10 protein-coding genes are annotated in these 13256 nt (G+C 44.1%); 3 read left to right on the forward strand and 7 right to left on the reverse strand.

Annotation, left to right across the window (positions count from 1 at the left end):
* Positions 1-17 precede the first annotated feature (17 nt).
* From FN961_RS00920 to FN961_RS00945, 6 genes are all read right to left on the reverse strand, one after another.
* Positions 18-446, reverse strand: coding sequence for a nitrate reductase cytochrome c-type subunit (locus FN961_RS00920; protein WP_143562669.1), 429 nt, complete (start codon positions 444-446; stop codon positions 18-20).
* 26 nt (positions 447-472) lie between these two features.
* Positions 473-2956, reverse strand: a complete 2484-nt coding sequence (gene napA, locus FN961_RS00925) for a nitrate reductase catalytic subunit NapA (protein ID WP_143562670.1) — start codon at positions 2954-2956, stop codon at positions 473-475.
* A gap of 88 nt (positions 2957-3044) precedes the next feature.
* Positions 3045-3299, reverse strand: a complete 255-nt coding sequence (locus FN961_RS00930) for a chaperone NapD (protein WP_143562671.1) — start codon at positions 3297-3299, stop codon at positions 3045-3047.
* Between the two features lie 369 nt (positions 3300-3668).
* A complete protein-coding gene (locus FN961_RS00935) occupies positions 3669-4835 on the reverse strand; it encodes a lipocalin-like domain-containing protein (protein ID WP_143562672.1) in 1167 nt (388 codons plus the stop codon).
* Positions 4835-7360, reverse strand: coding sequence for an ABC transporter permease (locus tag FN961_RS00940; protein ID WP_143562673.1), 2526 nt, complete (start codon positions 7358-7360; stop codon positions 4835-4837). Before FN961_RS00940 ends, FN961_RS00935 begins: the two co-directional genes overlap by 1 nt.
* Before the next feature lie 36 nt (positions 7361-7396).
* Positions 7397-8113 carry an ABC transporter ATP-binding protein gene (locus FN961_RS00945; protein WP_143562674.1) on the reverse strand — a complete coding sequence of 239 codons (717 nt, stop codon included), beginning with the start codon at positions 8111-8113 and terminating at the stop codon, positions 7397-7399.
* A 645-nt stretch (positions 8114-8758) separates the two neighbouring features.
* Here FN961_RS00945 and FN961_RS00950 point away from each other — a divergent pair.
* Positions 8759-9997 (forward strand): diguanylate cyclase, encoded by a 1239-nt coding sequence (locus tag FN961_RS00950; protein WP_143562675.1) that lies wholly within the window; start codon positions 8759-8761, stop codon positions 9995-9997.
* Between the two features lie 264 nt (positions 9998-10261).
* Positions 10262-10678: a BLUF domain-containing protein gene (locus FN961_RS00955; protein WP_143562676.1), complete on the forward strand. Its 417-nt coding sequence runs from the start codon at positions 10262-10264 to the stop codon at positions 10676-10678.
* Positions 10679-10950: 272 nt separating this feature from the next.
* Here FN961_RS00955 and FN961_RS00960 read toward each other — a convergent pair whose 3' ends face one another.
* Positions 10951-11388, reverse strand: a complete 438-nt coding sequence (locus tag FN961_RS00960; RefSeq protein WP_229814587.1) for a GFA family protein — start codon at positions 11386-11388, stop codon at positions 10951-10953.
* A gap of 483 nt (positions 11389-11871) precedes the next feature.
* Between FN961_RS00960 and FN961_RS00965 the strand changes: the two genes are divergently transcribed.
* Positions 11872-13254, forward strand: coding sequence for a Na+/H+ antiporter NhaC family protein (locus FN961_RS00965; RefSeq protein ID WP_143562677.1), 1383 nt, complete (start codon positions 11872-11874; stop codon positions 13252-13254).
* Positions 13255-13256 lie beyond the last annotated feature (2 nt).

Consider the following 13256-nt stretch of genomic DNA (forward strand, 5'->3'; position numbering starts at 1 on the left):
GCTTTCAGACTCGCAACTTACTTATTAGAAAAGGTATTCTCAACCAATTGCAGCTTGTTCTCTGCCATTGGAGCATGACATTGAGTACATGAATAGTATTGGTTGTTAAGGCTGCCTTTATCATCTTTGACATGGGAGATGTCGATAGGCGTTGCTTTACGCTTCTTGGCTTTATCCCAACTGTGGCAAGACATACAGCCGTTTCGTTTCATGGTGATCTTGTAATCGGCCTTATGAGGGATCATAGGAGGCTGATGAACAAAGTCACGCTCGATTGACGCGCCACGCTTTGGATAGATAGGCATTGCATCGGCAGCCCTAATATCCGTGATCGCAGATTGACCCAAAGAGCTGACATTGACGGGGTCAGCTTGTGTATTGGTTTGCTGACCAGAGCAGGCAGCTAGCGCCATGATAAGCGCGGCTGCAGTGAATAATTTTTTCATTGTTTGTTCTCCGCTGTTTAGGCTAATTAAACTTTCATCACTTTGACTGGGCACTTCTTAAAATCTGTCTCTTTCGAGAGCGGATCAGTCGCATCCAGCAGCAGCTTGTTAACTAGCTGACGCGCATCGAAGAACGGCATAAACGCCACGCCTCTTGGCGGCTTATTACGCCCCTTAGTTTCAACACGAGTTTTCACTTCACCACGAGGTGAGGCAACAATCACTTCATCGCCACGCTTAAGGCCGCGGGCCTTGGCATCTTCAGGATGAAGGAATATCTGTGCATCAGGATATGCGCGGTAAAGCTCAGGTACACGGGCTGTCATCGAGCCTGTATGCCAATGTTCAAGTACACGACCGGTGGATAACCATAGGTCGAACTCTTCATTCGGCTCCTCTGCTGCAGGCTCATAAGGTAGGGCGAAGATCACCGCCTTACCATCGGGCTTACCGTAGAAGTTAAAGCCTTCACCGGCTTTAACATAAGGATCGCTACCTTCAACAAAGCGACGTAGCGTCTCTTTACCGTTCACTACCGGCCAACGAGCACCGCGGTTTTCATGGTAAGTATCAAAGTCGGCAAGGTCATGGGCATGGCCGCGGCCAAACTGAGCGTACTCTTCGAACAGCCCTTTTTGGACATAGAAACCAAAGGCTTCAGCTTCATCATTAAGCTCGGCTTTACACTCAGAGCTTGGGAATTTATCCACCACTCCGTTAGCAAAAAGCACATCATAAAGGGTCTTATCAGCGTACTCAGGCTTCTTAGCGATTAACTCAGCTGGCCACACTTCAGAAACCTTAAAGCGCTTAGAGAACTCAACTAACTGCCATAGATCTGACATCGCGCCTTCAGGAGCTTTCACCTGCTGGTGCCACATGTGAGTACGACGTTCGGCGTTACCGTAAGCGCCTTCTTTCTCAACCCACATAGCGGTAGGCAGAATAAGATCGGCAGCCATAGCTGACACTGTTGGGTAAGGATCTGACACCACGATGAAGTTCTCAGGATTACGGAATCCCGGTAAAATTTCTTCGTTGATATTAGGGCCGGCCTGAACGTTATTTGTACACATGGTCCAGTAACAGTTCAGCTTGCCATCTTTAAGCATACGGCTCTGCTGTACGGCGTGGTAACCGGGTTTTGGCGGAATAGTGCCTTCAGGTAGTTGCCACAATTTTTCAGTAATCGCTCGGTGCTTAGGATTGGTGACAACCATGTCGGCAGGTAGGCGGTGAGAGAAAGTCCCCACTTCACGTGCAGTACCACAAGCCGAAGGTTGACCCGTTAACGAGAACGGACTGTTGCCCGGAGTTGCAATCTTACCCGTCAACAAGTGAATGTTGTAGAGCATGTTGTTGGCCCAAACACCACGAGTGTGTTGGTTGATGCCCATGGTCCACAGACTCATCACCTTGATCGACGGATCGGCATAAGCTTTGGCCATAATCTCTAATTTTTCAGGCTCTACACCACTCATCTCTGAGGCATATTCGAGAGTGTAAGTGCTGACAAATTTTGCGTATTCATCGAAGCTTATTGGCGTTGATTTACCACTGCCTGGATTTGCTGCTTTTTGCTCTAGCGGATGCTCAGGACGTAAGCCGTAACCGATATCTGTGGCGCCTAAAACAAACTTAGTGTGTTTGTTTACAAAGTCTTTGTTCACTGCATCGTTTTCAATGATGTAGTTGGCAATGTAGTTCAGAATAACCAGATCCGATTGAGGACGGAACACCATTGGGTTGTCGGCTAGATCGAAGCTACGATTTTCAAAAGTAGAGAGTACGTGTACGCGACTTGTTGGACTGCTCAAGCGGCGATCTGACAGGCGAGCCCAAAGAATGGGGTGCATCTCTGCCATGTTGGCGCCCCACAATACAAAGTGGTCAGCCGCTTCTAAGTCATCGTAACAGCCCATCGGTTCATCAATACCGAAGGTGCGCATAAAGCCTGCGACAGCAGACGCCATACAGTGACGAGCATTAGGATCTAAGTTATTGGTGAGGAAACCTGCTTTGTGCAATTTAGACGCGGCGTAGCCTTCCCACACAGTCCACTGACCAGAGCCAAACATGCCTACCGCGGTTGGTCCCTTGGTGTTAAGTGTGTGCTTCCACTTTTCTGCCATGATATCAAAGGCGCTATCCCAACTGATTGGGGTAAATTCGCCCTCTTTATCGTACTTGCCATCTGTCATACGTAAAAGCGGCGTGGTGAGACGATCTTTTCCGTACATGATTTTTGATAGGAAGTAGCCTTTAATACAATTAAGGCCTTTGTTGACAGGGCTTTCTGGATCGCCTTGAGTGGCAACGACTTTGCCATTATTGGTACCAACCAAAACGCTACACCCTACGCCACAAAAACGGCAGGGTGCTTTGTCCCACTTGATGTTGTCTTTCTGCTCAGCGGCTTCAACGATTCTCACTGGCAGGGTGACACCTACTGCGGTTGCAGCGGCAACTGCAGCGTTGGCTTTCAGAAACTCGCGACGGCTAATGCTCATGGTGTTCCTCACTCTTTTTGGTTTCTTGCTTCAAATTTATTGATGTGCGTTGTTATTGTTGTGACTAGCTTCCAGTATTTGAATGGGGCTAGTTTTCTGCTATCGGTTCCACTTGGTGGTAGATCAGGCTGCTATTTAATACGCCCTCTAAGGCGTTAATCGCTTCGACGTTATCTAAGATGGATCGCTGAGTATCTCCCTCTAAAGTGATCACAAATTTTCCTTCATAGGTCACGGCGTGAATCTCTGCGCCTTCAAGAGCACGTATTTTGGTTTCAACTTCTGAGACTGCTTTTGGAGTCGCATGTACGACTAAACTGGTGACATGGTATTCCTGACTCATCTCGTTTTACCTTTAAATAGAAGTGGTAGGCGGCGGTTGGGGTAATGCTTTAGGAGTGCCACCTACCAAAATTATCATCGAGTTTAGACCTTGCACTTACTGTGGGTATACCCAATAGGAGGTATTAAAGGCATTAGTAGATCAAGATCAACGTTTTGTGGGTGACCGAGTTCACGTTTTGACTTTTATTGTTTCTAGGAGACTGAACAGCTTGATTAGTTGATGAAATGCTTATTTAACAAACAGGTTTTATCATGTTTAGACCGTTTATTGAGCATGTTGAGCATGATAGTTATTATCATTTAGAGGTGGTGGAACTAATTGGTGGTGATTCAAGTTAGGTATGCCTCCAGAACCTAGAACTTAGATTTAATATCCCGTGAGTTCCATATACCCTTCACCTTTGTGGCTGCCGGATATCAATACGGGTCCTTCCCAATAGGGAATGCTTAATGGCATTTTTGCATTTGGGTTAAGCGCGTCGATCTCAAGGTCTATGTTCTCAGAGGGGATATTGAGCTGCCATGAGGTTGGGTAACGAGTCGAGTCAATCTTGTGCCAACTTGATGCCTTTATGGCGATCTCTTTAGAGGCGATGTTACGCCCACTGCCGTTGGCAAACATGCGTCTCCCGCTGTAAAAATGGGTATCAGTGTCTGTTTGACCTCGAAGTTGGAATAACATCAAGGTTGAGCCATCATCTAGCCTAAGTGCAAACCAGTCCCAGCCAGCTTGCGTCTTATTTAAAAATTGTGAACTCCACTCCCTGTCGAGCCAAGCCTTACCCGTGACTGATTGTGATTCGCCTTGTAGTGTCACCTGACCGGAGATTTGAATAAAAGGCTGACTATAGTAATGGGAAGCCACTGAGCCATCAGCACTTTTTACACTGTAACCTTGCTCACCTTGTCGCTGATAAGGCGCGCTTGAATCCAGCGTCAATTGATAACTAAATTGGTCGCCTGCCACTGCTAAGGTTGCCGGAAACAGCATATTGCCCGTGCCAGTCCACTGCCAGTCATCTATTTTGATGGTGAGCGGTTCGGCAGACACATCAGCAAGTTGAGGATGTTGTCTCGACCACCTTTCCTCGGCGAAATGTTCATCTTTGGTGGTCACAGCCGCATGGGTCATATAGATCTGTTTACTGACCCAATCGCTCTCGGTCACTTTTATTGCTGCAAGGGTTTCGATGGGGATTTTTGTGCTGTTTTCTGGCGTGAGAGCAATGCGAAATTGGGTCCACTGCAGGCCGAGTTTCTCACCTTGGGCTGTTTCTAAATTGGCGGTTAAATACCACCACTCTTGCCGAAAGTCTGGGTGTGACAAGTGATCTTGAGGAAAAACGATGGCTCTGTTTTTATCGACTTGAGTGTATGTTGCGTCACCCTCTGTTTGGTCGTTGTTTTGAGTTGGCCCCATTAATTTACCCATAGAGATAGACTGGTGCGAGGTTTGAGGCTCTGAGCAGGCTGAGAGCATTAAGAGTAAGCCCAAGTTAAGCCCCAAGCCAATGGTTTTAGTCAGTTGAATCATTACAACACCTCACTTTGCAGGCTGGAGATAAGCGGGTTTCGAGTTTGACGATACAGGGGAAGGGCGACAGCTAGCAAACTGGCAGTGAGCGCTAGTGCGACGACTTGACCATAGGCAAGCCAATCCCACTCCATGGCAATGGACCAGCCAAAGGCCTGTAAAGTGATTTTGTGGATCAATAAGTACCCTAATATCGCGCCAGTAGGCAGGGCGATTAAGCAAGTAAACAGCACAATAATAGCCATCTGAGTGAACACCATTTGAGTCAATTGAGTTCTATTCACCCCTAATGTATACAGGCGAGCCATGGGAGCCATCCTGGCCTGAGTTAGCATAAAGCAGGCGCTGAATAGACCGATAGCGGCGACCAGTAAGGTTAAGGTATTGAGCACTTGGGTGATCGAAAATGTCTTTTTAAACATAATGATGGCTTGCTGCTTTATCTTAGCTTGACTGTATATCATGGCATCAGGGAGCGAAAACTTATCCTGCAGAGCCTGTTTGAGTTTATCTGTGGAGCCACTTGTGCCGATGGCCAGACTCAACGGTGTATTAGGAAGGCCAAGACGCTGCCAGAGCGTTGGCGAGATAAGGATCTCGCCATAAGGGTTACCGTAATCATAAAACACCCCGCCAACCGTAAATTGCCTATTGGGAATTGCCTCTAAGGTTAGGTTGTCACCTAATTTTATATTGAGCTTTATTGCCAAAGGTTCACTTATCATCAGTTGCCTACCTGCCATTAATTCAGGCCAGAGATCATCTAGAGATGATTTTAGTACTGTGGTCTCTCTGAGGGAGGTTTCATCACGGCTGACCAGATTGATGGGCAACTTCTGCAATTGGCTTTTGAGATACCACTGCTTGTATATGGCATCGACATCGTTACGTTCGGCTAAGAAGGCTTCAACTTCGAGCATCTGATCTGAGGCTGGCCTGATATAGAGCTCGGCATGTAATCGAGATTCAAGCCACACCTTAAGTGTACTTTCGAAACTGCCGACTAAAGTGTTCATCGAGATATTTGCAGTGAGAGCTAGCAGCATTGCCATCATGGCCAGTGAAAGGGGAGCAACAAGCTCTTTAGTTTCGGCCACCTGATAATGGAGTAATCCTTTGAACCTAATCTTGCGCTGCAGTTGGCTCAACAGCTTAAGCAGTAGGGTAACCATCATAGACAAAGACCAAGGCAGAGCCAGAGGAATGGCGATGATCACTAATCCCATCAGTGCCATGCTGTAGCGATAATCCTGACTTAGGGGGATCAATACGCAAGCGATTGCGGCTAATACTAAGGCGACAATGAGCTGATATTTTTGAGTTTTTGCTGTACTGCTTATTTGAGTGAAATGATTGGCGTTACCTGATAAAGGTTGATGAATAAGCTGCAGTAATAGTGAACCGCAGGCCGCTACAGCGGCAAAAAGAGTCAGGCCAAGGGCCTGAAAAAACCAAGACCACTGCCAGTTCCCTGGTAATATTTTAGCTCCGTAGAGTTGCTCCAAAGTGACTGAGACCATAGGCTGCAGCCAGTGACTTAACTGCAGGCCTAAGATAAACCCTGCGACTGAACCTAGGACGACTAGTATCAGCAGTTCAGTAAATAGGGCTGACATTAAGGCAACCTTGTCGATACCAAGCTGCTGAAGTTGGGTCAGTAACCTTTGGCGTTTCAGTAAACTGTAACGTACGCCGTTATAGGCAATAAATAGGCCGACCACAAAGGCTAATAGGCTCATGGCGGTTAGATTAAGGTGAAAGCTTTCGGTCAAAGCAGTGAGGCTGTCGCCGTTATCACTTTCAATTAGATTACCACGCTGGTTGAGCAAGCCCTCGATTTGTGATTTTTGCATTGAGACATCACTAAACATGGCGACATAGCTTAGTTGTCCTCTCTGCTTGAGGATCTTCTGCGCTAAAGAGATGTCCATTAGGATGCTGGAGCCTAAATTGGTGTTGTCATCAAGGGCGACAATTTTTAGTTCAACACCTGAGAGTGAAAACTCGGCTTTTTCACCAAACTGCTCAGCCATTGACTGACTCATCATGACGATAGAGGCGCCGGATAATATCTCACCAAGAGGAATAGAGGTCGAGAGCAACGCTGTCTGTTTTTTTTCATCATTGTTTGAATCGCTGGCTTTACTAGTATCGCTGCTGACTGACAGAGATGTTAGCGCGGCGATCAGATCGCTTCCCTGTACTCGCCATCGTTTGCCATCTGCGCTGGTGGCCACGCCTTCAATGACAGGCAAGCTATGATTAAATCCGGCTGCACGCAGGTCAAAATAGATTGACTCATCCAAGTGTTTCTTACCAAGGCTGGGAATAATGTTCCACTTGGCTTGTTGGCTTAAGAGCTCAGTGGCTGAGCTATAGCTCTGAATTGCATTTTCATTCGTGGCGCGCACGCCAGTTAGCAACATGACAGCCAATATGATACCAATGCTGATAGCGCCAGCTTGCAGTGGTGCCTGACGGTAGTGTGCAAGAAAAACCTGTAAGCTGAGCCAAAAGTTGGTCATAGACAAGTGACCTTGGGCTGGGTGTTGTTACTGGCCCTATTCATTAATTTTTCCCTTATTCAGATGCCACCTGCGCTGCATAAAGTTGGCACACTCTAGACTGTGGGTCACCATCAAGATGGAAGTTTGATGTTCTGCAGCCAGTTCACACAAGAGCTGCATGACTTCTAAACTGGCTGTTTGGTCTAGGTTCCCCGTGGGCTCATCAGCTAAGATGAGTGGTGGTTTATGGGCTAAAGCTCGGGCAATCGCGACCCGTTGTTGCTGTCCGCCAGAGAGACTTTCTACATGGCGATTGAGTAATTCAGTCAGACCTAAGGCGTCGGCTAAATGGTCACACCATGGGTTCCAGTCTTGGCCATTAAGCCTAAGAGGAAAGGCGATGTTATCGTTAACATTGAGAGGTGTGAGCAGATTAAATTGCTGAAATACAACGCCAAGGGATTCTTGTCTAAACCGACTCCACTGTTTGTCTTGCCAATGGGTCGTGTCCTGATCGAGTAAAGTGAGTGTGCCGCTACTTTGGTGATGATTGGACGTTGAGCTTGAATCAGCAACTGAATCGGGTCGCTCGAACCCTGCGATTAGGTTGAGTAGGGTACTCTTACCACTCCCGCTCGCGCCAGTTAGGGCGATGGTTTGTCCCTTTGGGATAATAAGGTCGAGAGTATCCAGTACTTTGTGTTGCTGACCACCATCGATGAAGGTCTTGGTGATCCCTGAGAGTTGCACTAAGTGTTCGAATTCGGTCATTTCAGCTTCATTCCTTGTGCTAAATTCAGCAGTTGGGACTATCAATGTAAATGCACGATTAGAATAGCGTATTTTGCTTTATTCTTGGCTATATATACTGATTTATTTACAGTTTGGATCAACTTACTTGAACAATCGTTCCAATGGATTGGTGATTTTGCTCGCTTACTATCTAATGTATTTACGTTAGATGAAGGAGGTGTCGATTGATGCTTGGTTGAAGTCTTTTCAATGAGAGAGCCCAGTTCTCCTTGAGATTGACGTGTTTCATTAGTTGTAATCAATCATTGGGTGAGATGTCTAGTGACATCAAAATCAATGATGAAAATGCCAAACTAAACTTTTGACTGAATTTAATTTACTGCATCTATTAAGATTTAGAGTGTGTTATTTTACATTAGCCATTACTTAAATGGTCTTGCTTTTTGTCATAAAATTAAAGTTTATTGATGTTTCTCTCTGGCATATTTCTTTGGGCATCAATTGTTTGTGTTAGTGCGATATTCTGTAGCCTTGTCGCATTGATTTACAACTTAACATTTATAAATAACTGATTTTATTATTTATAGGAGTGTGTGATCACTCATAGAATCTAAGGCTGCCTTTTAATGTTAAAACGAATGTTTTTATTTAAAGGTAAAAGTTATGACGTGTAAAATGGATGAGAAGAGTAATTTGCAAGATTATTTTTTGAAATATAATAATACTTATTATTTGTCATTCTCAGGTGATATGGAAAGAAATTTTTTGAGTTACTACTCTAAGAATTACATGAGTTTCAGAAAAGCAGGTTGGTTCATAGCGCTATTTGTTATTCTTGTTGTAGGTACCGCTGATTGGTTTGTCATGCCATATGAAGAAGCTGTGTCGGTTTCAAAAATTCGTTATTGGATAGGTATTCCTTTCTATATCATTGCTGTTATTTTTATTTTGTCATCGTACTTTGAAAAATATCAACAAGAGTTCGTTGGAATATCTTGTATGTTTGTCATGCTTATTCAATTAACTATGTTAAGTATTGAAACTGAACTTTACGCAATATTCTATTTACCCTGTTTTTTACTTTTGGCTTTATATATCGGCTGCAGTGCTCGAATGTTGTTTTATAGAGCTGTGACGGTTGTTTGTTTGAATTTAATTGCCGTTGATTTTGTTATTATGTATATACATAAAGAAGAAGCCGCCGTTATTATTTCTTATAATATTTATTACTTTTCAGCGGCAATATTAGCGCTTTCTACTAATTACTTTATGGAGCGTGCTGTAAGGCAGCGATTTTTAAGTGAAATGATTATTCTTGAACAAACTGAAGAACTCAATCAATTAAATGAGAAATTACTCCGCCAAGCGACAGTTGATATATTAACTGGGCTAACCAACCGCCGAGGTTTAGAATCTGCACTTGAAGTTGAATGGAGTCAAAAGGATACTGATATCATGGAACTTAGTATCTTATTAATAGATGTAGACTTTTTCAAAAAATACAATGATGGATATGGGCATTTAGCGGGAGATGATTGCCTGAAGTTAGTGGCTCAAGGTATTCGTAATACATTTACCCGCGCGGTAGATATTGTCGCTAGGTATGGCGGCGAAGAGTTCATCGTTGTATTGCCTAATACATCTCAAAGTTCGGCTGAAAAGCTAGCCAAGTTAACTTGTGAGAATATTGAGCTGTTGGCTTTGGAGCATGAATACTCTGATGTATCAGCATATGTGACTATCAGCATTGGTGTCAGTACGGTATTGCCGGAGGAGTGCATTACTCAAGATAAAGCGATTAACTATGCGGATACCGCGCTGTATGTAGCTAAAAATCAAGGACGTAATGGTTATTCAGTCTATGACCCAGACTGTGAGGGAACACGTGAATTCAATCGTTAGCTTACGCCATGAAAATTCATTTGCATGGCCAGTTCAAAACGCTATCTCTCCTTCTTTAGAATAAATCATTTCTTGTTGTAAATTATCTCATTATGGGGGGCTAGTGCGGGGTAGCACTTGCTCTAATGGCATCTGATGAGTTTACAATGAGGAGTGAGTAAGCAAAAAGTACCAAGATAGATCATACTCATCTTTAAGGCTTAAGCACTACAAGTTGCGTAGTTGAAGAGGTTGAGATGCTCATATCAAGAAAGGAAAAGGCTAATGCCAACTGTTCAACTTATTTATGCTAGCTCCGTGAGCAAAGACTTAACGGTGATGGAGATAAAAGAGCTGGTTAATGAGGCTCAAAGGGATAATGTTGGTTTTGGTATCACGGGTTTTCTTTGTGCTAACTCACAGTATTTTTTGCAATGTATCGAAGGAGAGAGCCGTGCTGTTAATGTCCTTTTCCAAAAAATATCTAAAGATGTCAGGCACCACTCGGTTGCTATCATCAAGTACAGTGAAATAGAGGTCATCCAATTTAGTGACTGGAGTATGGGGGCGGTTCTGGACATAGACAAACATATGGATGTGGTGACTCAATTCTCCCCCGACGGGGTGTTTAATCCTTATCTGTTGTCTGGTGATGATAACCTGAATTTCATTCTTGCCTTCTCACAAATTCGGAGAGGTTAATGGAAGGGGTGGGCTGAATACCTATTCCTTCGTTAACTAACCTGAACTCGGGATAATGAGTGTCCAGACGTTCTGAAGTCTCCTTTTTAAATCATTAGCTTAATAGATTTTTCGTTTCTCATGTATCTGACAGTTTTGCTCGATTCCAAAATTATTGTTTATATCAAGGCGAGGTTTCGTACGTAATAGCTGGCTATTACTAGAAAGCTCAACACAGATAGGGGCAATAATAGGTGTATTGAGCGGCGCAGCTTATCCCGAGTTCAGGTTAACTAACCCCTTGAAGCTGAATAACGCGGCGTATCATCTTTTATCTTTAACCACTCGAGCTGGCTCGCTGTGTGAATATGGTATTGAGCAGGTACCAGATTTGGGTCATCTAGTGACGCGATGCTCAATGTGTAGTACTTCGGGTCACCGGTATCGTGAAAGCTAATACTTGAGCCGCAGGTTGAGCAAAAGCCACGTTTCCTCGTCTCTGTTGAGGCATATTCAGTTGGCTTACCAGCAAGCCATGTGATTTGTTCTACAAGAAAATGCATCCAACTGCCAACAACGGAACCGGTACTTTTCTGGCACATTCGGCAGTGGCAATGGCCTGCATTAAACGGCATAGCCGATAGACGATATCTGATTGCTCGACACTGGCAGCCGCCTTCAATTGATGATTCTGTTTTATTCATTGAATTAACCTCTAATTGGTATTGCATGAAATAAACTCACTGATTTACTCTAATAAGCCATAAGAATAAGCAAAGTCGCTAAAGGAGTGTGAATGGGTTGTTTTCTATATTCGATAAATAAATTATTAATATAATCAATTTGTTGAAGAAAACTTTTAAATCGTAGATTAATCCGTCAATATAGTGAGTATACCTTGTTGATAAATAGACAATTAACTCACGTAGAAAGTTAATATCACGCCTTTGATAAAATATATTAATTTCAATAGTTTGTGTTTTTTTCACAAATGATAAGAAAAAAATATAGAGAGATAAATATTTATTCTTGACTCAAAGGGCAAACGGGATTATTTTTTTGCGCGATGTTTTAACCTGACAGAATAAATTGTATTTTACCTTCAGGTGATTTTCTATAATAAAGCAGCAATAAGTTTGGAGTGGACACGAGTGTTCACATCTAAGTCTTGTGATTAATTTGCCATTTAGGCTCTATTAAAAGGACCTTAGCGCATGTCTGAACCGACAGCATTAAGTCTTATTCCACCTGTGGTGGTCCTGGTGTTAGCAATCATGCTACGCCGCCCAATCCTGTCGTTAATTATTGGTGCTTTAGTGGGACTCGTTATGCTCGATCCCGCGAATCTGCTCACCAATTTTACCGATATCTCTCTTTCAGTGATGTCTGACGAAACTATTGGCTGGCTTATACTGGTCTGTGGTGGCTTTGGTGCCTTGATCGCTTTACTGGTAAAAACCGGTGGGTCGATGGCATTTGGTCGTCATGCACTTAAGCTAGCAAAGGGACCTAAGTCTTCATTGTTCATGACCTTTGTTTTAGGCACAGTGATCTTTATCGATGATTATCTTAATGCTTTGACAGTCGGCTCAACGATGAAGCGTGTGACCGATAAGTTTAAGGTCTCGCGTGAGATGCTGGCCTATGTGGTCGATTCGACTGCTGCGCCTATTTGTGTGCTTGTACCACTGTCTACTTGGGCTGTGTTCTTTGGCGGCCTGCTGGTTGATAACGGCATTGCGCCAGAGGGGCAGGGGATTGCTGTGTATATGCAGGCGATTCCTTACATGCTATATGCATGGTTAGCGGTAGCTATGGTGCTACTGGTTATTTTAGGGATAGTGCCAGCTTTTGGTCCGATGAAAAAAGCCCAGCTAGCGGCGTCTCAAGGTGAGCCTGCATTAAAGCAGATGGATCTGGATGAAGTACAAACTTCCGATGAATACGCTGTTAAAGCGATTGAAGATGAGTTTAAAAATGCCGATGATGAAGGCAAGCTGCATAACTTTTTTGTGCCGATTATCCTGCTCGTTGGGTTTACCGTCTATTTTGATATCGATGTATTAAAAGGTTTGGTCGCCACTTTAGCGATAACTTTACCTTACTACGGTCTGCAAAAGCTGATGCCATTGTCTGAGATGATGGAGCAGATGATCGATGGATTCAAAAACATGTTACCGGCTATTGGCACTGTGATTGCGGCATTTATTTTTAAAGATGTTTGCGATAGGTTGATGTTGCCACAGTATGTTATCGACAGTCTGAGCCCGTTTATGACACCTGAACTGCTGCCTGCAGTGGTGTTCTTAAGTATGTCGATATTGGCATTTGCAACGGGTTCAAGTTGGGGGATTTTTGCTGTTTCAATTCCGATTGTCATGCCGTTGGCTCAATCGGTCGATGCGAACATTCCTTTGGTCATTGGTGCGTTACTTTCTGCCTCTTCATTCGGTAGTCAAGCGTGCTTCTATTCTGACTCGACGGTATTAGCGGCTCAAGGTTCTGACTGTAATTTAGTGAGCCACGCAGTGACTCAATTACCCTATACGTTAATTGCGGCCTGTTTTACCTTTGTCGGTTTCCTTCTATTGGCTTAGAT

The sequence above is a fragment of the Shewanella hanedai genome, assembly GCF_007197645.1.
GTDB classification, from domain to species: domain Bacteria; phylum Pseudomonadota; class Gammaproteobacteria; order Enterobacterales; family Shewanellaceae; genus Shewanella; species Shewanella hanedai.

What these genes read in the sequence shown, in the direction of transcription:
- FN961_RS00920 (WP_143562669.1), bottom strand. Translation starts at nt 446, where the DNA reads ATGAAAAAATTATTCACTGCAGCCGCGCTTATCATGGCGCTAGCTGCC.
- napA (WP_143562670.1), bottom strand. Translation starts at nt 2,956, where the DNA reads ATGAGCATTAGCCGTCGCGAGTTTCTGAAAGCCAACGCTGCAGTTGCC.
- FN961_RS00930 (WP_143562671.1), bottom strand. Translation starts at nt 3,299, where the DNA reads ATGAGTCAGGAATACCATGTCACCAGTTTAGTCGTACATGCGACTCCA.
- FN961_RS00935 (WP_143562672.1), bottom strand. Translation starts at nt 4,835, where the DNA reads ATGATTCAACTGACTAAAACCATTGGCTTGGGGCTTAACTTGGGCTTA.
- FN961_RS00940 (WP_143562673.1), bottom strand. Translation starts at nt 7,360, where the DNA reads ATGACCAACTTTTGGCTCAGCTTACAGGTTTTTCTTGCACACTACCGT.
- FN961_RS00945 (WP_143562674.1), bottom strand. Translation starts at nt 8,113, where the DNA reads ATGACCGAATTCGAACACTTAGTGCAACTCTCAGGGATCACCAAGACC.
- FN961_RS00950 (WP_143562675.1), top strand. Translation starts at nt 8,759, where the DNA reads ATGACGTGTAAAATGGATGAGAAGAGTAATTTGCAAGATTATTTTTTG.
- FN961_RS00955 (WP_143562676.1), top strand. Translation starts at nt 10,262, where the DNA reads ATGCCAACTGTTCAACTTATTTATGCTAGCTCCGTGAGCAAAGACTTA.
- FN961_RS00960 (WP_229814587.1), bottom strand. Translation starts at nt 11,388, where the DNA reads ATGCAATACCAATTAGAGGTTAATTCAATGAATAAAACAGAATCATCA.
- FN961_RS00965 (WP_143562677.1), top strand. Translation starts at nt 11,872, where the DNA reads ATGTCTGAACCGACAGCATTAAGTCTTATTCCACCTGTGGTGGTCCTG.